The 22,295-nt window shown below is 64.1% G+C and carries 18 protein-coding genes; 10 read left to right on the top strand and 8 right to left on the bottom strand.

Features of this window, described 5'->3' with window-relative positions; translation table 11 throughout:
• Positions 1–5 precede the first annotated feature (5 nt).
• Positions 6–557, bottom strand: coding sequence for a bifunctional adenosylcobinamide kinase/adenosylcobinamide-phosphate guanylyltransferase (gene cobU, locus PIN31009_RS07030; protein WP_150683624.1), 552 nt, complete (start codon positions 555–557; stop codon positions 6–8).
• Between the two features lie 40 nt (positions 558–597).
• On the opposite strand from cobU, the gene PIN31009_RS07035 reads away from it, so the two are divergent.
• Entirely contained in the window at positions 598–2,109 is a 1,512-nt protein-coding gene (locus PIN31009_RS07035; RefSeq protein WP_246185541.1) for a cobyric acid synthase, read from the top strand.
• A gap of 101 nt (positions 2,110–2,210) precedes the next feature.
• Positions 2,211–2,834, top strand: coding sequence for a ParA family protein (locus tag PIN31009_RS07040; protein ID WP_087688642.1), 624 nt, complete (start codon positions 2,211–2,213; stop codon positions 2,832–2,834).
• A gap of 113 nt (positions 2,835–2,947) precedes the next feature.
• On the opposite strand, the gene panD is transcribed toward PIN31009_RS07040, so the two are convergent.
• The 4 genes from panD to PIN31009_RS07060 form a co-directional block, all read right to left on the bottom strand.
• Positions 2,948–3,361: an aspartate 1-decarboxylase gene (gene panD, locus PIN31009_RS07045; protein ID WP_058375448.1), complete on the bottom strand. Its 414-nt coding sequence runs from the start codon at positions 3,359–3,361 to the stop codon at positions 2,948–2,950.
• Between the two features lie 147 nt (positions 3,362–3,508).
• Positions 3,509–4,345, bottom strand: coding sequence for a pantoate--beta-alanine ligase (panC, locus tag PIN31009_RS07050; RefSeq protein WP_150789779.1), 837 nt, complete (start codon positions 4,343–4,345; stop codon positions 3,509–3,511).
• Positions 4,346–4,517: 172 nt separating this feature from the next.
• The gene (locus tag PIN31009_RS07055) at positions 4,518–5,345 is read right to left on the bottom strand and encodes a segregation and condensation protein A (protein ID WP_150684231.1); all 828 of its coding nucleotides are present in this window, start codon (positions 5,343–5,345) and stop codon (positions 4,518–4,520) included.
• A 337-nt stretch (positions 5,346–5,682) separates the two neighbouring features.
• A complete protein-coding gene (locus tag PIN31009_RS07060; protein WP_058375446.1) occupies positions 5,683–5,865 on the bottom strand; it encodes a DUF3460 family protein in 183 nt (60 codons plus the stop codon).
• A 368-nt stretch (positions 5,866–6,233) separates the two neighbouring features.
• Between PIN31009_RS07060 and PIN31009_RS07065 the strand changes: the two genes are divergently transcribed.
• The 3 genes from PIN31009_RS07065 to bamE all read left to right on the top strand — a co-directional run bounded on the left by PIN31009_RS07065 (position 6,234) and on the right by bamE (position 12,901).
• A complete protein-coding gene (locus tag PIN31009_RS07065; protein ID WP_150790243.1) occupies positions 6,234–7,964 on the top strand; it encodes an autotransporter assembly complex protein TamA in 1,731 nt (576 codons plus the stop codon).
• A complete protein-coding gene (locus tag PIN31009_RS07070; RefSeq protein ID WP_150789780.1) occupies positions 7,964–12,217 on the top strand; it encodes a translocation/assembly module TamB domain-containing protein in 4,254 nt (1,417 codons plus the stop codon). Before PIN31009_RS07065 ends, PIN31009_RS07070 begins: the two co-directional genes overlap by 1 nt.
• Positions 12,218–12,364: 147 nt before the next feature.
• On the top strand, positions 12,365–12,901 hold the full coding sequence (gene bamE, locus PIN31009_RS07075) for an outer membrane protein assembly factor BamE domain-containing protein (protein WP_150684233.1): 537 nt from the start codon (positions 12,365–12,367) through the stop codon (positions 12,899–12,901).
• An 85-nt stretch (positions 12,902–12,986) separates the two neighbouring features.
• Here the strand turns inward: bamE and PIN31009_RS07080 are convergent, their stop codons facing one another.
• On the bottom strand, positions 12,987–13,232 hold the full coding sequence (locus PIN31009_RS07080; RefSeq protein WP_150789781.1) for a DUF6356 family protein: 246 nt from the start codon (positions 13,230–13,232) through the stop codon (positions 12,987–12,989).
• A gap of 117 nt (positions 13,233–13,349) precedes the next feature.
• Here PIN31009_RS07080 and PIN31009_RS07085 point away from each other — a divergent pair, with 117 nt between their 5' ends.
• Positions 13,350–13,811: an Lrp/AsnC family transcriptional regulator gene (locus PIN31009_RS07085; RefSeq protein ID WP_058375442.1), complete on the top strand. Its 462-nt coding sequence runs from the start codon at positions 13,350–13,352 to the stop codon at positions 13,809–13,811.
• A 47-nt stretch (positions 13,812–13,858) separates the two neighbouring features.
• Positions 13,859–14,587, top strand: coding sequence for a class I SAM-dependent methyltransferase (locus tag PIN31009_RS07090; RefSeq protein WP_150789782.1), 729 nt, complete (start codon positions 13,859–13,861; stop codon positions 14,585–14,587).
• A 137-nt stretch (positions 14,588–14,724) separates the two neighbouring features.
• Here the strand turns inward: PIN31009_RS07090 and metG are convergent, their stop codons facing one another.
• Complete coding sequence (gene metG, locus PIN31009_RS07095; protein WP_150789783.1) at positions 14,725–16,827, bottom strand: methionine--tRNA ligase; 2,103 nt, start codon at positions 16,825–16,827, stop codon at positions 14,725–14,727.
• 344 nt (positions 16,828–17,171) lie between these two features.
• Positions 17,172–17,828 carry a YiaD family glycine zipper/OmpA-like lipoprotein gene (locus PIN31009_RS07100; RefSeq protein WP_150683631.1) on the bottom strand — a complete coding sequence of 219 codons (657 nt, stop codon included), beginning with the start codon at positions 17,826–17,828 and terminating at the stop codon, positions 17,172–17,174.
• 210 nt (positions 17,829–18,038) lie between these two features.
• Here PIN31009_RS07100 and apbC point away from each other — a divergent pair, with 210 nt between their 5' ends.
• The 3 genes from apbC to PIN31009_RS07115 all read left to right on the top strand — a co-directional run bounded on the left by apbC (position 18,039) and on the right by PIN31009_RS07115 (position 22,258).
• Complete coding sequence (gene apbC / locus PIN31009_RS07105; RefSeq protein ID WP_087688635.1) at positions 18,039–19,184, top strand: iron-sulfur cluster carrier protein ApbC; 1,146 nt, start codon at positions 18,039–18,041, stop codon at positions 19,182–19,184.
• A gap of 112 nt (positions 19,185–19,296) precedes the next feature.
• Entirely contained in the window at positions 19,297–19,866 is a 570-nt protein-coding gene (gene dcd, locus PIN31009_RS07110; RefSeq protein WP_150683632.1) for a dCTP deaminase, read from the top strand.
• A 106-nt stretch (positions 19,867–19,972) separates the two neighbouring features.
• The gene (locus PIN31009_RS07115; protein WP_150683633.1) at positions 19,973–22,258 is read left to right on the top strand and encodes an arginine/lysine/ornithine decarboxylase; all 2,286 of its coding nucleotides are present in this window, start codon (positions 19,973–19,975) and stop codon (positions 22,256–22,258) included.
• Positions 22,259–22,295 lie beyond the last annotated feature (37 nt).

The raw sequence follows: 22,295 nt of genomic DNA on the forward strand, positions 1-22,295 counted from the left end.
CGCCATCATCCTTTGACGGCCATGGGCAGGCCGGCGACGACAAATCGCACTTGCGGTGCCAGCGCAGCAACGCGCTGGTTGAGACGGCCGAGTTCATCGACGTAGCGTCGCGTGAGCGAGCCCATCGGGATCACGCCGAGTCCGATCTCGTTGCTCACGACGATAAGTTTGCCGGGGGCGGTCGAGAGCGCCTGCGCCAGTTGGTCCACAACGTCATGCCATTGCGTATCGTCTGCTGGTGCGTCGGGACCGTCGTCAGGCGGGCAGAGCCAGCCGGCCAGCCATAGCGGCAGGCAGTCGATGAGCAGGCAGTGTCCTTCGCGGGCGGTTTCAAGTACGGCACCGGCGAGATCGCGGCCGACTTCCACGGTGGGCCAGTGCGCTGGCCGGCTGGCCCGATGGTGGGCGATGCGTGCGCGCATCTCGGGTTCGTCGCTCACCGCAGCGGTGGCGAGATAGCTGACTGGCAGGCCGCTCTCCGAGGCGAGGCGTTCGGCGAACGCACTCTTGCCGGAGCGCGCGCCACCCAGCACGAAAGTCAGGTCGTGGGCACTCATGGGCGATATTGTACGAGCGCCCGATGCGATAATCCGCACCATGAGTGAAATCCCTGTCAATTCCAGTGCGCTGTCCACGCGCGGCCTCCGTGGCACCTTGATGATTCAAGGCACGTCCTCCGACGCAGGCAAGAGCACGGTAGTGGCTGGGCTCTGCCGGCTGCTCTATCGAGAGGGCGTGCGCGTTGCGCCGTTCAAGCCGCAGAACATGGCGCTCAATAGCGCCGTGACGGCCGACGGTGGTGAGATCGGCCGTGCGCAGGCGCTGCAGGCACAGGCTGCCGGCATTGCGCCGCATACAGACTTCAACCCGGTACTGCTCAAGCCGAGCAGCGACCGCGGCGCTCAGGTGATCATCGGCGGCAAGGTGGTGGCCGATCTCGACGCGCGGGCCTATCAGGAATACAAACCGCGCGCGATGGCGGCCGTGCTGGCTGCCTATGAGCGGCTGCGCACGGGCTACGACGCGGTGATCGTGGAAGGGGCGGGCAGTCCTGCGGAAGTGAATCTGCGGGCGCGCGATATCGCGAACATGGGATTCGCCGAAGCCGTCGACGCGTCGGTGTTGCTCGTGGCGGACATCGACCGGGGCGGCGTCTTCGCGCAGTTGGTCGGCACGCTCGCCTGTTTGTCGGACAGCGAGCGCGCGCGCATCAAGGGGTTCGTCATCAATCGCTTTCGCGGCGATCCGTCGTTGCTCACCAGCGGGCTGGAATGGGTGGAGGCGCGCACGGGAATTCCGGTGCTGGGAGTGTTGCCGTATCTGCACGGGCTGCATCTCGATGGCGAGGACATGCTCCCCGGTGAGCGCCACACGGCGGCCAGCGGCGAGACGCGCCTGCGGGTGACGGTGCCTGCACTGCCGCGTATCAGCAATCACACGGATTTCGATGCGCTGCGGGCGCATCCACAAGTGGACTTTCGCTACGTGGGCGCAGGCGAACCGTGGCCTGCCTCGGATCTCGTGATTCTGCCCGGCAGCAAACACGTGCGTGCCGACTTGGCGTGGCTGCGGGCGCAGGGCTGGAAACCAGCGATTGCGCGCCACCTGCGCTACGGCGGCAAAGTGCTCGGCATATGCGGCGGCTTGCAGATGCTCGGGGCAGTGATTCACGATCCACGGGGGCTGGAAGGCGAAGCCGGTACGACGGCGGGCCTCGGCTGGCTGGAGATCGAAACGACGATGGAAGCGCAGAAGCAGTTGCGCGTGGTCAGCGGACGCCTGAGCGCAGGCAACGCACCGGTGCGCGGCTACGAGATCCATATGGGCGTGACGCGCGGGGCGGCGCTGGCGCGTCCCGCAGCCATGCTTACCGGGGATCACGGCGACGTGCCCGACGGTGCACGCTCTGAGGACGATCAGGTCATGGGCACGTATCTGCATGGCCTGTTCGATACGCCGGAGGCCCTGCAAGCCCTGTTGACGTGGGCGGGCGCACGCGACATCGAGGCGCAGGACTACAACGCGCTGCGCGAGGCGTCGCTTGACCGCCTTGCCGATTCGTTCGCTGCGCATCTGGATTTGTCGGGTGTGTGGGGCTGTCTGCGGTAAGGCTGCCGGGCAGAATGCCCAAGACGTGCCACCGGTGCCCGCCGGAAGCCGTAACGCAGCCGTTGTAAGATGTGCGGAAAATCGACCTCGGGGAGTGCGTAATGCCGGTGATCGTGGTGGCGAATCCGAAGGGCGGCGTGGGTAAGAGCACGCTGGCAACGAATCTGGCGGGCTATCTGGCCGCCCAAGGGCACGCGGTGATGCTGGGGGATACCGACCGCCAGCAGTCCTCCCGGGCGTGGCTGGGGCTGCGTCCGCCGGCGCTACGGCCCATTGCGACGTGGGATGTCGATCATAGTGAGATCGCCCGTCCGCCCAAGGGCACGACGCACGCGGTGCTCGATACCCCCGCTGGCCTACACGGCAAACGGCTGGAGACGGTGCTCAAACTCGCCAATCACGTGCTGGTGCCGTTGCAGCCGTCGATTTTCGATATCCTCGCGACGCGCGATTTTCTCCAAAAGCTTCAGGAAGAGAAGGCAGTCCGTCAGGGCGACGTGCGCATCGGCGTGGTCGGCATGCGGGTCGATGCGCGCACCCGCGCCGCCGATCAACTCGCCCGCTATTGCGACGAAGCCGGCTTGCCGGTGCTCGGCATGCTGCGCGACACGCAGAACTACGTGCAACTCGCCGCGCACGGGCTCACGCTGTGGGACGTGGCGCCCAGCCGCGTCGAACGCGACCTGCCGCAGTGGCAGGGGATCGTGAAGTTCGTGGGTGAATAGGCTGTAATGAGGCGTGGGGCGGAATAGGATCGCTCATCGACGACGCCCCTGAAACGCAAAAACCGGCCATTTCGGCCGGTTTTTTTTCATGCTGCGCGGTTCACGCGTGACGCTTACTTGGCAGCGTCGAAAGCGCGGGTTTCTTCCCACGCTTGCAGCGGCACGTGATCGCGTTCGCCCTTCTGCACGTTCTTCTCGTCGACAAACACGAGCTGCGGCTTGAAGCCGGCCAGCACATCTTTGTTGTCGACCTGTGCATACGACACGATGATCACGATGTCGCCCAACTGAGCGCGGCGGGCCGCGGCGCCATTCAACGAAATCATGCCGCTGCCGCGCTCGCCACGAATGGCGTACGTCGTGAAACGCTCGCCGTTGTTGACGTTGAAGATGTCGATCTGCTCATTCTCGACCAGACCCGACGCCTCAAGCAGGTTCTCGTCGATGGCGCACGAGCCCTCGTAATGCAATTCGCAATGCGTCACGGTGGCGCGGTGGATCTTCGACTTGAGCATGGTGCGGTACATGGCTTGCCTCTTGTGTTGCGATGTCGCGCACTCCGCGCGACGAATTAAGCACGCGCATCCGACACGCGCACGATATCTGCCGGCCTCGCCTCTCGCCCGTCCTGCGACACCGCGCAGTCAGACGCCAGACGTTGCCGGCACTCGGATTCAGATTTCCAGATTGTCGATCAGGCGCGTTGCACCCAGCTTCGCGGCGGCCAGCACGACCAGACTCTCGGCCGGTGCGGCGCCCGGGGCCGGGGCCCGCAAATTGGCACGCTGGCGAATCGACACGTAATCCGGTGCCCAGCCACGCTCACGCAACGTCTGCATGGCGGCGGCTTCGAGCGCCTCGTAATCGGTCTTGCCGCTGACCACGTCGTCGCGAATCTGACCCAACAGGCGATACAGCTGCGGCGCTTCTGCGCGCTCGGCGTCCGACAGGTAACGATTGCGCGAAGACAGCGCGAGGCCATCGTCGGCGCGCACGGTTTCGGCAGCAATGATTTCGATCGGCAGTGCGAACTGTCGGCACATGCTGCGCACGATCATCAGTTGCTGGTAATCCTTCTTGCCGAACACGGCCACGCGCGGCTGCACGCAGGAGAACAACTTGGTGACAACGGTGCACACGCCCTTGAAGAAGCCCGGGCGGAACTCGCCTTCGAGAATGTCGCCCAGATCGGTCGGCGGCTCGACGCGATACTCCTGCGGCTCGGGATACATCTCCTTCTCGTCCGGCGAAAACAGCACGTAGACGTTCTCGCGCGTGAGCTTCTCGACGTCATCCATCATCGTGCGCGGGTATTTGTCGAAGTCTTCGTTCGGCCCGAATTGCAGGCGGTTGACGAAGATGCTGGCCACGACCGGGTCGCCGTGCTGGCGCGCCAGTCGCATCAGCGACAAATGCCCTTCATGGAGATTGCCCATCGTGGGCACGAAGGCAACGCGATTCTGTCCGCGCAGTTGATCGCGCAGTTCGTGAATCGAGGGGATGACTTTCATTGAGGTTCCGTGCGTGGCGTATGTGTGGCTAGGGCCTGTTCCCCCTAGTCCAGATCTGGCATGCGCTTGGCCCGATATTGGGGTCTGGCCGCCAAAATGTCCGGGGGATTGTAGAGGAAATCTCAACGGGCGTGCGCAAAACCGCAAGCCCGGCTCGGCCTCCTTCGGCGACTCAGTTTGGAGAATAAGTGAGGCGCACGTAGATCGGCGCGAACGGCTCGGCCTGTGTGATCTCCAGCAGCGACTCGCGCGCCAGTTCCAGCATGGCGATGAAGTTGACCACCACGACCGGCACGCCGCGCCCGACGTCGAACAACTCGCTGAACTCCATGAACCGCGCACCCTGCAAACGCCGCAGAATCTGGCTCATGTGCTCGCGCACCGACAACTCTTCGCGCGAAATCCGGTGATGCTGGACCAGCTTGGCTCGGCGCAGCACTTCGGCCCATGCGGCGCGCAAGTCCTCGGAATCCACATCGGGGAAGCGCGGTTGCAGACTCTGCTCGATGTACACCTGCGAGCGCAGGAAGTCGCGGCCCAGCACCGGCAGCGTGTCGAGCTTTTGCGCGGCGAGCTTCATCTGCTCGTACTCCAGCAGGCGGCGCACGAGTTCGGCGCGTGGATCTTCCGCCTCTTCGCCGGTGTCGGCCTTCTTGACCGGCAACAGCATGCGCGACTTGATCTCGATGAGCATGGCCGCCATCAGCAGATACTCCGACGCCAACTCGAGGTTGGTAGTGCGGATCTGTTCGACGTAGAGCAGGTACTGCTTGGTCACCTGCGCCATCGGAATGTCGAGCACGTTGAAGTTCTGCTTGCGGATCAGGTACAGCAGCAAGTCGAGCGGACCTTCAAAGGCTTCGAGGAAGACTTCGAGCGCGTCGGGCGGGATGTACAGGTCGTTCGGCATCGCGAACAACGGCTCGCCGTACAGACGCGCGCGCGCAACCCCGTCGACGGTGTCGGGCGTGGTGTCCTGCCCTTCGGGCGGCGCCGGCAGCTCTGCGGTCTTGCCTTCGGCGGCACCGCTTGCCGCCCGGTGCGGGGCGCCGGCACTGGCGGGCGCCTCGGCCACGTCGGGAGCCTCGGTCACATCGGCCCCGTCGGCCACCCCGGCCCCTTCCGTAGAATCGGCCGGCTGATCGTGATCGACGTGCAAAGGCGCCGGCGCGGTCTCGGGGACGGGCTCGGGCGTTTGCGACGGATCGTCAGGCGTGGTGTGATTCAACGCGATACGGGGCTGGTGGTAGGCGGGAGGGCGCTTGGCGTGACGGGCGATGGCGGCGGCAAAGGCCTTAATGACTGCATTGGCCGCGCATCAGTCCCGCCGGCACGGCTTACTCGCTCTGGTAGACGTACGGCTGCTGGGCCACGCGCGATTGTTGGGCGCGGCGGCGCTCTTCCATATCGATCGGTTGCTTGTCCCACAGCAGCGAGCGGCCTTGACGTTGTTCGGCTTCCAGCGTCGGCTTCTCGCTCTTCAGTTGGTTGATGAATTGGGTGATGTCGGACTCGTACATGATCGGTCTGCGCAAAAATTAGGCAGGCAACTCGGCCTGCAATCAGCAAAGCGGCACAGCCGCAGCCGTGCCAAACGACGCTGATTCTACCGCAAACCGGTCGCCACGCGTCGCTTCGGGCCGGTTTGTGCCGGTTTGGGCGTCGTGGGTGAAGTGACACCGGGGATATGGTCAAATACGGCAATACGCTTCATGCGCATTGCCCATACGCATCATCCGAACAGGCCGATATGCCGCACGCCAAAGTATCGGCGGCGGATGCCATGACAATAAGGAAGGTTTTGACCGTCGCACTGATCAAACCCGGCTACGACGCACGCCGTCGGTCGCGCGCGCGCCCCGTGCTCGCCAAGCGCCAGAGGCGCCAGATGCGTGCCGTCTTCGTCGCGCTGGCCTGCGCCCTCGCACTGCCCTCGCTCGCCCGCGCCGACTATCGCGTTCGCGTAGAGGCACCCAATGGCCTCGCCAAACTGCTCAACGCGAACCTCGATCTCGTGCGTTTCGCCGACCGCGACGACATCGGCGACGCGCAGTTCGAGCATCTGATCGCCACCGTAGGCGAGCAAATTCAGGAACTCACGTCCACGGAAGGCTATTTTTCGCCCGTCACCCACGTGGACGTGGCCACCATCAACGGCAAGCGCGACGTGCATGTCACGGTCGACTCGGGCCCGCGCACCCATATCAAGGACGTGGATCTGAAGTTCACCGGCCCCATCGCCGAACAAGACCCGCAACGCGTCGAGCAACTGCGCAACGGCTGGGGGCTGCCGGTGGATACGCCGTTCCGGCAGGCCGACTGGGACAAGGCGAAGAGCGACACGCTGTTCAATCTCGGCCAGAAGCGCTACCACGCGGCCAAGATGACGTTCTCGCGCGCGGTGGTCGATGCCGACAACGATGCGGCGTCGCTGGCGGCCACCTATGACAGCGGCCCGCCGTTCACGCTCGGCCCGTTGATCATCACGGGGACGCGCCGCTACCCGGAGCAGATCATCCGCAACGTGAATCCGCTGTCGGTCGGCGAGCCGTTCGACGCGGGCCGGTTGCAGGAATTGCAGCGCCAGATTCAGGCCACGCCGTATTTCTCGAACGTGATCATCTCGGTGACGGAAGACCCCGCCAAGGCGGAGAACGCGCCGGTCGAGGTGAGGGTGAGCGAATTTCCCACGCAGCGCGTGCAAAGCGGTGTGGGCTATACGACGGACACCGGCGGCAGCGTCAATGGCCGCTACTCGTACTACAACCTGTTCGGCAGCGCGTGGACGTTCGACACGCAGGCGCGTCTGGAGCAATTCCGGCAGGGCGGCTACGCCGAGCTGGCGATGCCACCGGACTCGAACGCTTACACGAACAGCCTGCGCGGCTCGTATGACCGCACAGACCTGAACGGTCTGGATCAGCGCGCCCTGCAAGTCGGCATCAAGAGAGCCCGCTCGCGCGAGCGCTACGACTGGGCCTATTCGCTGGACTTCTATCACACGGACGAGCGCCCCGACGGCGGCACGCGCTTCGTCAACAAGGCCCTCGTACCGGCCTTCGCGTGGACACGGCGCGACGTGGACGATCTGATCTTTCCGCGCGCCGGCAACATCATCAACACGCAGATCGGCTTCGCCGCCAAGCCGGTGCTCACGGATCAGACGTTCGGCCGTGTCTACGGCCGCATTCGCCAGTACTTTCCGGTCGGCCAGCGCGACATCGTAATCGCGCGGCTGGAACTGGGCGCGGTGATCACCAACGGCAACAGCAACCGCATTCCGTCGTCGCTGCTGTTCTTCGCGGGCGGTACCTCGTCGGTTCGCGGTTACACGTATCAGAGCCTCGGGCGGCAGCAGAACGGCACCACGTTCCCGACCAAATACCTCGGCACCGGCAGTCTCGAATACCAACGCTGGTTCACGCGCGACTGGGGCGGGGCGGCGTTCTGGGATGTGGGCACCGCCACCGACGACTATCGTCACCCCACGCCGCTCTATCACGGCGTGGGTCTGGGCTTGCGCTGGCGCAGCCCGGTTGGCCCGGTGAACGTCGATCTCGGCTACGGGGTCAACGATCGGCAGTTCCGGCCGTCGATCTCGCTGGGAGTGGCCTTCTGATGACGACCTTGCCACTCAATGCCACGATGTCTTCGCCGCCGCCGGCCGAGCGCGAACCCACCCTTGCCCCTGCCGCGCCATCGGGCGTTGAGGGCGACGGCAGCGGCGGTGGATCGCCGCCGCCGTCAAATACACCGTCCAATACGCCGCCATCGTCCCCGCCGCCTCGCAGGCGTTGGGGCCGCTGGCTCGCAGGCGTGCTGCTCACGCTGTTGCTGATCGTTGTGCTCGCCATCGGCGCGCTGCTGTGGGCGATGTCCTCCGAGCGCGGCAGCCGCTGGCTCTGGCAGACGGCCGTCTCCACGCTGGGCGGCAAGCTCGCGGGCGACTGGCGGAGCGGCAGCTTCGCGCATGGCTTCACGGTGAACGACGTGCGCTACCTCGACGGTGCCACGCGCATCACGGTGAGCCGTCTCGAAAGCCGCTGGCAACTGTCACTGCGTCCGTTGCACTTCACCGTCGACAAGCTGCATGCGGGCGACGTGGCGCTGGCGTTTGCGCCGTCGCCGCCGTCGAACCAACCGACGGTCATGCCAACCAGTCTGCGTCTGCCATTCGGGCTAGGCCTCACGCTGAACGACGTGCGTGTGGCGAAGCTCACGCTCGATTCACCGGCGCTCGTGCTCGACGACATTCGTGTCGCGGCGCGCAGTGACGGCACGCAACACACGGTGCAACTCGAACACCTCGGCACGCCTTACGGCGAAGCCGAAGCGAATCTGCAACTGAACGGACAACGCCCGTTCGCCCTCGGCGGCAACATCGGTCTGCAAGCGAAGGCGGGGGATATCCCCGTGTCGTTGAAGGCGGACCTGTCGGGCTCGCTCGATGCGCTGATCGTCGATCTGGTCGCGAGTGGCGAGAAGCTCAACGGCACGGCGCATATCGCTGCGGCACCGTTCGGTGCGGTACCGCTGTCTCGGGCGCAGATTGCGCTCGATCACCTGAACCCGCGCGATTTCTCTGCGGGGGCGCCGCAAGCCGATCTCGCTGTGAACGCCGATCTGCGGCCGGCACCGGGGGCGAAGGAATTCCGCGTGCTAGGGCCGGTCTCGGTGACGAATGCGAAGCCTGGTGCCATCGACGCGGAATTGCTGCCGGTCGAGAGTCTGCGTGCCGAGGTGCTGCTCGACGCAACGCGTCAGGCACTCACGGGCATCGAACTGAAGCTCGCCGGGCGGGCGCTGCTCACCGGCAGCGGCGACGTGCATCGCGAGAAGATTGCCGCCACCGCTTCGGCACCGGCACCAGCATCGGCATCGGCACCGATGGCCTCGTCGGGCTCGTCGGCCTCGTCCGCCAGCGCGACCACAGCGGCCGCCGCCGACGCCCCTGCCGAGGCCATGGTCGGTGGCTTTGCGCTGGCGATGCAAGACCTCGATCTGCGCGCCCTCTATGGCAAGTTGCCGGCGACGAAGCTCTCCGGGCCGCTCAACATCAAGCTCGACGCCACCGGGCAGCGCATCGTGCTCGACTGGCGAGATGCGACGCGTCGCGTGCTGGCCGACGTCGGACTCGACGCGAAGGGCACGACGATTCATAACCTCTCGCTCGACGCCGGATCGGGCAAGGTGGCGGCCACCGGCGTGCTGGAGAACGGCGACACCGGTGCGTATCAGGCGCAACTCAAGCTGACGCGCTTCGACCCGGCGGCATGGTACGACCTGTACGACACGGCGCGCGCGAAGAAGGGCGCCGCCAAGCCGCCTGCGGCCAGCGTTACCGGCCAGTTCGACGTGCAGGGGGCGTTGCGGCCCGAGTTGGGCGTGACGCTCAAATTCGCGCTACAGGACAGCGTCTATGCAGACCTGCCGATGAGTGGCACGGGCACGGTGAGGGTCGCAGGCAAGCGGCTGCTGCCTAGCGATGCCAACTTGCTCGTCGCCGGTAATAAGGTCGCGTTGCGCGGCAGTTTCGGCACCGCAGGCGACAAGATGGCCGTGAATATCGACGCGCCCTCGCTCGACAAGCTCGGTTTCGGGTTAGCCGGGCGTCTGCAACTCGACGGGCAGGTATCGGGCACGATCGAGCGTCCCGCCGTGGTGGCAACGCTTGCGGCCGACAAACTGGTTTTCGGCGCACAAAAGCTGGATCACCTTGCCGGTAAGGTCGACGTGAGCGGTGGGCTGCCCGGCGCGCCGGGCGATCGCCTGAACGTGACGCTCGATGGCAATGGCTTCACGAGCGACGTTGCGCGTCTCGACAAGTTGTCGGTGGCGCTGGCGGGCACACGTGGCGCCCACACGCTGCACTTGAAGGCCGCCGGCAAGTTACGCGAAGCGCCGCTGGACCTGAACCTCGACGCCGCAGGCGCGGTGACCGACACGCGTGGCAAACCGGGCTGGCGCGGCACGATTCAGGCGCTGGAAAACCGGGGCATGCCGAAGCTGACACTGGCTTCGCCGTGGCAAGTCGAAGCGAGCGCCGAGCGCGTGCATCTGGGTGCGGCGAAGCTCGTCACGGGCGTCGGCGCGTTGTCGCTGACGAACTTCGATTACGGCGCGGGACAACTGAAGACCGCCGGCACCGTCGATACGCTCGATATCGGTCAGGTGTTGCGCGTGGTCGCCTCATTCACCGGCGAGCCACCGGCCTTGGCCAGCGATCTGGTGCTCGATGGCAAATGGAATGTGAGCATGGCGCAACGCGCCGACGGCTTTGTCGAAATCGTGCGCCGCAGTGGTGACGTGACGCTGCGCCGTGGCGGTGTCAACGACGACGTGAAGGTGACTATCACCGGCATGCCGGGGCTGAGTGCCGAAAAGGGCGGCATCGGCGCACGCGTACCGTTAGGCATCTCGGAGATGCGAGCGCGCATCGACTTGTCCGGTCAGTCGGCGCGCGCAACCGTCAAAGCCGCGTCGGCCCTGATCGGCACGCTCGACGCCGATGTGCAGACCGGCCTGCGCGTGGCCGACGGCATGCCGAGTCTGCCGGACGACGCGCCGCTGACCGGCCGCGTGGCGATGGTGATCCCCGATATTTCGAAATTCGAGACTTTGGCGGGTGCGCAGTTCGCGCTCAGGGGCCGGGCGAACTTGCAGATGACACTGGCGGGCACGGTGGCGAAGCCGCGTCCGACGGGGGAACTGACCGCCGATGACTTGTCGGTGCAGATGTTCGATACGGGCGTGAGCGTGAAGGATGGCCACGTGCGCATCGGCCTCACCCCGACGGAGATCGTCCTGCGCGACGTGGTCTTCACCGGCGGTGGCGGCGGTACGGCCCGCGCCACGGGCGGTATTCGGATCGACACGCCCGAGCCGACGCTGGGCATCACGCTCGCCGCCGATAAGCTGCAACTGTTTGCGGCCCCCGATCGCCAACTCTCGCTCACGGGCGATGCGAAGGCGGTGGGCAGTGGCGACACGATGTCGGTGACGGGCAAGTTCACCGTCGATCGTGCCCGCTTCGCACTGCCGCCGACGAGCGCGCCGAAGCTGGGTGACGACGTACTCGTCGTGCGCGGTGGCGCACAGTCGCGCAGCAAACCGCTCGATCCGAAGGAGGAGGCCGCGCGCATCAGTGAGAAACCCGCGAGCCGCTTCTCGCCGCGCATCGATATCGAACTGAATCTCGGCCGCGATTTCCGCTTTGTCGGCGCAGGGGCGGATCTGCTGTTGCGTGGCAGCATGCACGTGCAGAGCGCACCGCTGTCGCCGATGCGCGCGACGGGCACGATTACGGTGGCGGAAGGGACTTACGAAGCGTTCGATCGCAAGCTCGCCATCGAGCGCGGTCAGATCAACTTTGTCGGCCCGCTCGACAACCCGGACCTCTACATTCAGGCCATGCGCCGCAATCAGGAAGTGGCGGCGGGGGTGCTGGTGACCGGCACGGTGCGTCAGCCGCGCGTGTCGCTGGTGTCGGAGCCGAATGTGTCGGACGAGGAAAAGCTCTCGTGGCTGATGTTCGGCCACGGTCCGGACGGCGCAGGTCTCGGCCAGCGTCAGGCGATGGCCGGTGCCGCGTCGGTGCTGCTGGGCGCGACGGGCGGCAGGCGCATCATCAAGGATCTGGGGATCGACGAGTTCAGCATCGGCACCAGCGAGTCGGGCCTGTCGGACGACGAGCAGGTGGTGAAGGTGGGCAAGGCGATTTCGGATAACTTCGCGCTCGGCTTCGAGCAAGGGCTGACGAGTTCGGCCAGTATCGTGAAGATCACGTGGCAGGTGTCGCGCCGCTGGCAGTTGGCGCTGCGCACGGGGTCGCTGTCGGGCTTCGACGTGTTGTTCAACCGCCGTTTCGATTGATGTCCGTGTAGGCACCGAGGCAAAGCCATGAGGCCGCGGTGCGCGCACGGCGCAACGTAGATGAGGGAGGTGCCATCGATGATGACGTCGCGTCATTCGATTCAACCGGCGCAGGGTCTGCGCCGCAGCGTTCGTTGGGGAGTCGCCATGGGATTGTTCGCGAGTCTGCTGGGCCTGTTCGGCTGCGACCAGCAGCAAATCGACAAGGCGCGCGAGAAAGCGCGCGATACGTTCAATGCCGTCAAACCCGACGACATGCTGTTGCGCGATCTCAAGCCCGGTGTCACCACCGAGACGCAGGTGCGCGATCAGATGGGCAAGCCCGAGATCGTGTGGGAAAACAGCGACGGCTCGCGCCGGCTGGAGTATCCGCGCGCGCCCGGCGGCTTGCGTACGTACATGGTCGATATCGCGCCCGACGGCAAGCTGCGCGCCGTCACACAGGCGTTGACGGCGGAAAACTTCGAGCAGGTGCAGCCGGGGATGTCGCAGGACGATGTGCGGCGGTTGCTAGGCAAGCCGACCACGGTCGCGGAGTACCGGCTCAAGAAGGAAGTGGTGTGGAGCTGGCGTTGGCTCGAAGACGGCGTGAACACGGCAGGCATGTTCAACGCCCACTTCGGCCCGGACGGCCGCGTGACGGTGACGTCACGCTCGCCGGATCCCGCCTCGGAACGGCCTTGAGGGCCGGGGTGATCGAGACGGGTTGATCCGCTCGATCCGCCCGATCCTGTTATTCCGCTGCGTCCGCCGGAGTCGCGTCGCTCACTTATTCCTGCGTGGACTGTGCGGCTTGCGCGGGCGCTGCGCCGTGACGGTGGCGATGCGTCACCATCCGCTCATGCAGGCGCACGATAATCTTGCTGCCGGTCTTCTCGAAGGCGAACGGCAGCAACGCGTGGACGAGACACGCAAGGCCGGCGCCAAGCAGCGGCAACGCGAACGAGACGGCGGAGCCCAGATGTTGGGTATAGTTTTCGCCGACGGAAGCGGGGTGTTCGGTAAAGATTTTCATGGCATCGCCCGTTTTCGAAATGTCCGGCCAGTCTACCGGGCAGCCACAGGTAAAGGCTTTCAAAGTTTGGCTCAAATCGAGTAGAATTGAGAAAATTTTTCCTTTTAAGTGGCGATCATGGATAAAACTGATCTAGCGATTCTCGAAAATCTGCAAGTGGATGCCTCGCGGTCGCTGGGTGAGCTGGCCGAGGCCGTGCACCTGTCGCCCACGCCTTGCTGGCGGCGCGTGCAGCGTCTGCGCGAGAACGGGGTGATCACCGGGCAGGTCACCCTCTGCGACCCGCAGCAACTCGACCTGCGCGTCACGGCGTTCGTGTTCATCAAGGCCGCGACGCACAGTGAGGAGTGGATGGTGCGGTTTGTCTCCGGCGCGCGCGAACTCCCGGAAATCGTCGAGATCCACCGCATGGCGGGGGACATCGACTATCTGCTCAAGGTGTATCTCCCCGATATCGCCGCCTACGACCGTTTCTACAAGAAGCTCATCCGCGTGGCCGATTTGCAGGACATCAGCGCGAGTTTCTCGATGGAGACGGTGAAATTCACCACGGCGCTGCCGGTGGAGCATCTGCGCTAGGCAGTGCCCGCCTCGCTGACGCCAGCGGCTTGATGGGACATACCGACATGGCACAAAACATCTACGACAACCCGGATTTCTTCACGGGTTACAGCCAGTTGCCCCGGCAAGTGCTGGGGCTGGACGGCGCGCCCGAGTGGCCGGCCATCCGGGCGATGCTGCCGGACCTGCGCGGTAAGCGCGTGGTCGATCTTGGCTGTGGTTTCGGCTGGGCCTCGCGCTGGATGCGCGAGCAAGGGGCGGCGTCGGTACTCGGGCTCGATCTGTCGCAGAACATGATTGCGCGGGCGAGGGCAGACACGGCCGACCCCGCGATCGAATACCGCATTGCCGATCTCGATACGCTTGATCTGCCTGCTGCGGCCTTCGACGTTGCCTACAGCGCATTGACCTTCCATTACGTTCGCGACTTCGACCGTTTGGTGCGACAGCTTCATCAGTCGCTCGCGCCCGGCGGACACCTCGTGTTCACCATCGAACACCCGATTTTCATGGCGGCGGCCCATCCGCACTGGCTGGCCGATGAGGACGGACGCAAGACTTGGCCGGTGAACGGCTACAGCATCGAAGGCGAACGCCGAACCGACTGGTTTGCCAAGGGCGTGTTGAAATATCACCGCACGCTCGGCACGACGCTGAACGCGCTGATGCGTGCGGGCTTTCAGTTGCAGCGGGTGGAGGAGTTTGCGCCGACGCCTGAACAAATCCAGCAGATGCCGGCGTTGGCAGAGGAACTGGAGCGTCCCATGATGCTGATGGTTTCAGCGCGCACGTAGACGTTGCAGCTGCAGGCGCGGGCCATCTCGCGTGCGACGGCGCCCCAAAAGACTTCACCCCAAGCCCGGGATGATTTCCGGCGCTTGGGGTGGCGGGTACTACGGTGTTGCGGACGAAGCGAACGTTACGCGCGTGCTTACTTCACGCGCATGCCCGGCTTGGCACCGTCGTGCGGTTCGAGAATGTAGATGCCGGGTTCAGCCTTCTCGTTTGCTGCCGACGCCGCGAGCACCATCCCTTCCGACAGACCGAACTTCATCTTGCGCGGCGCCAGATTGGCCACCATCACGGTGAGCTTGCCGACCAGCGCTTCCGGTTGCGGATACGCCGACTTGATGCCCGAGAAGACGTTACGCGTCTGGGCTTCACCCACATCCAGCGTGAGTTGCAGCAGCTTGTCCGAGCCTTCCACGGCCTGACAGGCAACGATGCGTGCGATGCGCAGATCGATCTTGGCGAAGTCGTCGATGGTGATGACACCGTCGTCTGCTACCGCCGGCGCGGTTGCTGCGGCTTTGTCCTTGCCCTTAGCCTTGCTCGCGTCGGCGGACGCTGCGGCCGGGGCCGCCGTCGCTTGCAGCGAATCGCGGTTGGCGGCGACCAGTGCCTCGACCTGCTTGCCTTCGACGCGCGTCATCAGGTGCTTGTAGGCCGAGATGGCGCTGGCCGAGGTCAGCGGCGTGGCGACGTCCTGCCACGTTTGCGGGGCAATGTTCAGGAACTGCTCGACCGCCGCAGCCGTCGTCGGCAGCACGGGCTTGAGATACAGCGTGAGCAGGCGGAAAGCTTCCAGACACACCGAGCAGGCTTCATGCAGCGCGCCCGCTTGTGCCGGGTCCTTCGCCAGATCCCACGGCTTGACCGTGTCGACGTAGCCGTTCACGGCATCCGCCTGTTCCATCACCAGACGCAGGGCCTTGCCGAATTCACGGGCTTCGTAATGTGCCGCGATCTGCGGTGCCACGCCGCGCAATTGCGCGAGCAGCGGCGCTTGCATGGCGTCGGCCGAGACGCGGCCATCGAAACGCTTGAGCAGGAAGCCGGCAGCGCGGCTGGCAATGTTCACGTACTTGCCGACCAGATCGCTGTTCACGCGGGCGATGAAGTCATCGAGGTTCAGGTCGATGTCTTCCATCGTGTTGCCGAGCTTGGCGCCGATGTAATAACGCAGCCATTCGGGGTTCAGACCCGTGTCGATGAAGCTCTGTGCGGTGATGAACGTACCGCGCGACTTCGACATCTTCTGGCCATCGACGGTCAGGAAGCCGTGCGCAAACACGTTGGTCGGCGTGCGATGACCCGAGAATTCGAGCATCGCCGGCCAGAACAACGTGTGGAAGTACAGGATGTCCTTGCCGATGAAGTGGTACTGCTCGGTCGTCGAACCCGGCTTGACCCACTCGTCGAAGTTCAGGCCACGCTGGGCGCACAGGTTCTTGAAGCTGGCGTAGTAGCCGACCGGCGCGTCGAGCCAGACATAGAAGTACTTGCCGGGTGCGCCCGGGATTTCGAAACCGAAATACGGCGCGTCGCGCGAGATATCCCAGTCGGCCAGCGTCGACTCACCGTCTTCGCCCAGCCATTCCTTCATCTTGTTCGCGGCTTCCGGCTGGGCGAGGCCCGCCACCCACTTGCGCAGGAACTGCTCGCAGCGCGGGTCCGACAGCTTGAAGAAGTAGTGCGTCGAGGTTTTGCGCACGGGCGTAGCGCCCGAAACCACCGAGTACGGGTTGAGCAGGTCGGTCGGCGCATAGGTCGAGCCGCAGACCTCGCACGAGTCGCCGTACTGATCTTTGGCGCCGCACTTCGGGCATTCGCCTTTGATGAAGCGGTCCGGCAGGAACATTTCCTTGACCGGGTCATACGCCTGTTCGATATCGCGCGCCTCGATCAGCCCCTGTGCCTTGAGCGCCAGATAGACGTTTTCGGACAGTTCGCGGTTTTCTTCGGAATCCGTCGAATAGTAGTTATCGAACGAGATGCCAAAGCTGTCGAAATCGCGCTTGTGCTCTTTCCAGACGCGCTCGATCAGTTGCTTGGGCGTGAGGCCTTCCTTTTCGGCACGCAGCATGACCGGCGTGCCGTGCGTGTCGTCCGCCCCCACGTAGTACACCTCATGGCCCTGCATCCGCATGTACCGCACCCAGATATCTGTCTGGATATATTCCACCAAGTGACCGATGTGAATCTGGCCATTGGCGTACGGCAGGGCGGAGGTGACAAGAATGCGGCGGGACATGGAGTTTGCGTGTGGGTTGTAGTGGCGGGGAAGGGACGATTCTAGCAGGCGTGGCGCGTTACCGCCCAAATGGGGTCACTTGGCGGGAATAACGGCCTCAAAACGGAAGGGGAAGGGGGAAGGGCTCGGCCGGAAAAGCGTTCGGCCAAAAAAAAGCCGGAACCAGGTTCCGGCATAACTAGGCACACGTAACGTCAATAACAAAGAGGAGATGGAAGCGCCCACGGTAGGCACTTCCGAAGGGTCAGAGCGACGTGACGCGGGATTAGTTCAACCGATGTGCCAACTTTTCGATGCTGCGTCGCAACATGCAGCCGCAGCATCGGTCACATCGGTCAGGTGGATCAGCGCGGGGCTTGCTGTTGCGGGGCTTGCAGCAGAATTTCGACGCGGCGGTTCTGCGCGCGGCCTTCGGCCGTGGCATCCGACGCAACCGGCTGGCTCGACCCAACACCCACGCCCTGCAAGCGGTTCGCGGCAACCCCGCGGCTCGTCAGGAACTGGATGACCGCGTTGGCGCGGTTCTGCGACAGCGGAATGTTGATGCGGTCGCCACCGGTGCTGTCCGTGTGCCCGATCACGCGGGCCGTGATGCCCGGGTTCTGATTGAGCGAATTGGCGAGGTCGGTCAGCACGGCAGCGAAGTTAGGCTTGATGGCGTACTGGTTGGTGTCGAACGTCACATCGCTCGGCACGTTGACCTGGAGCTGGCCGTCCGGGCGTTCGGTAATTTGCGTGCCGGTGCCGGCCGTGTGGCCGCCCAGCGTGTTCTTGATGGACTGCCAGTTGTAACCGGCCGCACCGCCGGCGGCGGCACCTACCGCGGCGCCGATCAGCGTGCCCGTCGTGTTGCCACCGATGAGGTTACCCAGACCCGCCCCGACCGCCGCGCCGACACCGGTGCCGACCGCCGTGTTGGTGCCCTGCGGCGTCTGGCAGCCAGCCAGCAGGGCAGCGGCGACCAGGACAAGCGCCGAAGCGCGCAGAGTGTTCTTATTCATATAAGGCTCCTTCTCGATTAGCTTGCTGTGATGAGACACACGTGAGCACTTCGCGGAAGCACGCGCGCCTGGCATGGGTTTTGACGCCCACCGGCGCGACGTCTTTTACAATAGTGCCGAGTGTCAACCGCTGGCAAGGACAGATTGCCACGGTGACTGGTTCCCCAAAACACGTGCGCCTCGCATGCTAATCGAGAGCGCGCGCCACGGATGTTACAAGTTGTTAGCGATGCGCCGGCCCGTCCGCGTGCCGCTACAGAGCGAGAGACCGACATGGAAGTAGCGCAAATCAACGACGTACTGCGAGGCATCGTCGACCCCGATACGGGGCTGGATCTGGTCGCCGGCAAGTATGTGAAACGAGTCGACGCCGAACACGGTCATGTCGGCATCGCCATCGAATTCGGTTATCCGGCGAAAAGTCAGTTCGAGGCCATGCGCACGCGCATCACCGACGCCGTCGGCAAGCTGCCCGGGGTAGAGCGCGTTGCTGTCGAAATCAGCCAGAAGATTGTCGCGCACGCCGTTCAACGTGGCGTCAAGCTCCTTCCCAATGTGAAAAACATTGTGGCGGTTGCCTCGGGCAAGGGCGGCGTGGGCAAAAGCACCACGGCGGTCAACCTGGCGCTCGCGCTGGCGGCCGAAGGGGCGAATGTCGGGATTCTGGATGCCGACATCTACGGCCCGTCGCTGCCCACGCTGCTGGGCATTCACGGCAAGCCCGAATCGAAAGACGGCAAGTCGCTCGAACCGATGGTCGGCCACGGCTTGCAGGCCAGCTCCATCGGCTTTCTGATCGAGCCGGACAACCCCATGGTGTGGCGCGGCCCGATGGTGACGCAGGCGTTGGAGCAACTGCTCAACCAGACCAACTGGAAGGATCTGGACTACCTGATCGTCGACATGCCGCCGGGCACGGGCGATATCCAGCTCACGCTGGCGCAGAAGGTGCCCGTCACCGGCGCGGTCATCGTGACCACCCCGCAGGATCTGGCGCTGCTCGACGCGCGCAAGGGTCTCAAGATGTTCGAGAAGGTTGGCGTCCCGATTTTGGGGTTGATCGAGAACATGAGCCTGCATATCTGCTCGAACTGCGGTCATGAAGAGCCGATCTTCGGCGTGGGCGGCGGCGAGCGTATGAGCCACGACTTCGACGTCGATCTGCTGGGCAAGCTGCCGCTGGAAATGAGCATCCGCGTTCACGCTGACGCCGGTATGCCAAGCGTGGTGGGCGATCCGGACGGCCGCGTCGCCGAGCTGTACAAGGCCATCGCCCGCAAGGTCGCGGTGAAGATCGCGTCGAAGCAGAAGGACATGACGAGCAAGTTCCCGTCGATCGTTGTTCAGAACACCTGAAACAGGCTGACGGGGCAGGCTGCCGGGCGGTGCGTGTGAAAAAATCACCGCACCGCAACAATCGCGTAAAATACGCCCACTTTTTACGTACTACCCCAGTTCAGGCCCACACATGAGCATCAAGTCCGATAAATGGATCCGGCGAATGGCCGAAGAGCACGGCATGATCGAGCCCTTCGAGCCGACGCAGATCCGCTATTCCCAGGACGGGCAGAAGATCGTCAGCTACGGCACGTCGAGTTACGGCTACGACATCCGCTGTGCGCCTGAATTCAAGGTCTTCACGAACATCAATTCGACGATCGTCGATCCGAAGAACTTCGACGAGAAGTCCTTTGTCGACGTCGAGAGCGATGTCTGCATCATTCCGCCGAACTCGTTCGCGCTGGCCCGCACCGTCGAGTACTTCCGCATTCCGCGTAGTGTGCTCACCGTGTGTCTGGGCAAATCGACGTATGCCCGGTGCGGCATCATCGTGAACGTGACGCCGTTCGAACCCGAATGGGAGGGCTACGTGACCCTGGAATTCTCGAACACGACGCCGCTGCCGGCCAAGATCTACGCCAACGAAGGCGTCGCTCAGGTGCTGTTCTTCGAGTCCGACGAAGTCTGCGAGACCTCGTACAAGGACCGCGGCGGGAAGTATCAAGGACAGCGTGGTGTCACGCTGCCGAAAACCTAGCCCATTACGCTAGTGACTCGCCGCCGGTGAGCATCCTCTCTATTGCACTGCCCAAGAGCCACGGCCATGTCGGACCGTGGCTCGTTCTTTTGTCGAAGGAACGCCAATGAAATTCCGTTTTCCGATCGTCATCATTGACGAGGACTTCCGCTCCGAAAATATCTCCGGATCCGGGATTCGTTCTTTGGCGGAGGCCATCGAAGCCGAGGGCATGGAGGTCAATGGCCTGACGAGCTACGGCGATCTGACGTCGTTTGCGCAACAGGCCAGCCGCGCGTCGAGCTTCATTCTGTCGATCGACGACGACGAATTCGGCACGTTCTCGAGCGAAGCGGGCGGTGAAGGCGAGGGCGAACTGGCGCTGGCCATCATCAACCTGCGCGCGTTCGTGCAGGAAGTGCGCCGCCGCAATCCGGATATTCCGATTTTCCTGTACGGCGAGACCCGCACGTCGCGTCACATCCCGAACGACATCCTGCGCGAGCTGCACGGCTTCATTCACATGTTCGAAGACACGCCCGAGTTCGTGGCGCGTCACATCATTCGTGAAGCCAAGTCGTATCTCGACTCGCTGCCGCCGCCGTTCTTCCGCTCGCTCACGCACTACGCGGCCGACGGTTCGTACTCGTGGCACTGCCCGGGGCACTCGGGCGGCGTGGCGTTCCTGAAGAGTCCGGTGGGCCAGATGTTCCACCAGTTCTTCGGCGAGAACATGCTGCGCGCCGACGTTTGCAACGCGGTGGAAGAACTCGGCCAGTTGCTCGATCACAACGGCCCGGTGGGTGCGTCGGAGCGCAATGCCGCGCGTATCTTCAACGCGGATCACCTGTTCTTCGTGACCAACGGCACGTCGACGTCGAACAAGATCGTCTGGCACGCGACCGTCGCCCCGGGCGACATCGTCGTGGTCGACCGCAACTGCCACAAGTCGATTCTGCACGCGATCACGATGACGGGCGCCGTGCCGGTGTTCCTCACACCGACGCGTAACCACCTCGGCATCATCGGCCCGATTCCGAAGTCGGAATTCGACCCCGAAGTGATTCGCGCGAAGATCGAAGCCAACCCGTTCGCCCGCGAAGTGCTGGAGCGCGACCCGAACGCCAAGCCGCGCATCCTGACGATCACGCAAAGCACGTACGACGGTGTGATCTACAACGTCGAGATGATCAAGGAAGTGCTGGGCAACACGATCGATACGCTGCACTTCGACGAAGCCTGGCTGCCGCACGCCACGTTCCACGAGTTCTATCGCGACATGCACGCCATCGGCGAAGGCCGTCCGCGTTCGTCGGAAGCGACCATCTATGCGACGCACTCGACGCACAAGCTGCTCGCCGGTATTTCGCAGGCCTCGCAGATCGTGGTGCAAGAGGCGGATACGCGCAATTTCGATACGTACCGCTTCAACGAGGCGTACCTGATGCACACGTCGACCTCGCCGCAGTACGCCATCATCGCCTCGTGCGACGTGGCGGCCGCGATGATGGAGCCGCCGGGCGGCACGGCACTCGTGGAAGAGTCGATCGTCGAGGCGCTCGACTTCCGCCGCGCCATGCGCAAGGTGGCGAACGAGTACGGCGATTCGTGGTGGTTCTCGGTCTGGGGCCCGGACAATCTGGGCGACGAAGGCACGATTCAGCGCGACGACTGGGTGCTGCGCGCGAACGAGCGCTGGCACGGCTTCGGCGATCTGGCCGAAGGCTTCAACATGCTCGACCCGATCAAGGCGACGATCATCACGCCGGGGCTGGACGTGGAAGGCGAGTTCGGCGAATCGGGCATTCCGGCCGCCATCGTCACCAAGTACCTTGCCGAGCACGGCATTATCGTGGAGAAGACCGGGCTGTATTCGTTCTTCATCATGTTCACGATCGGTATCACCAAGGGCCGCTGGAACTCGATGGTGACCGAGCTGCAACAGTTCAAGGACGACTACGATCACAATCGTCCGCTGTGGCGTGTGCTGCCCGAGTTCGTGGCGAAATTCCCGCGTTACGAGCGTATCGGTCTGCGCGACCTGTGCGATCAGATCCACAGCGTGTACAAGGCCAACGATGTGGCGCGCGTGACGACCGAGATGTATCTCTCGGACATGCAGCCCGCGATGAAGCCGACCGATGCGTTCTCGAAGCTGGCGCACCGCCAGATCGACCGCGTGTCGATCGACGAACTCGAAGGCCGCGTGACCAGCGTGCTGCTCACGCCGTACCCGCCGGGCATTCCGCTGCTGATTCCGGGCGAACGTTTCAACGCCGCGATCATCGAGTACCTGCGCTTCGCACGTGACTTCAACGAGCGTTTCCCGGGCTTCCACACCGATATTCACGGTCTGGTGGTCGAAGAGGTGGATGGCCGTCCGGAGTACTTCGTGGACTGCGTGCGTCAATAACCTGCGGCATAAGTCCGCGTCCGCCGACGGCGCGACG

It is taken from the genome of Pandoraea iniqua (genome assembly GCF_902459685.1).
Classification (GTDB): Bacteria; Pseudomonadota; Gammaproteobacteria; order Burkholderiales; family Burkholderiaceae; genus Pandoraea; species Pandoraea iniqua.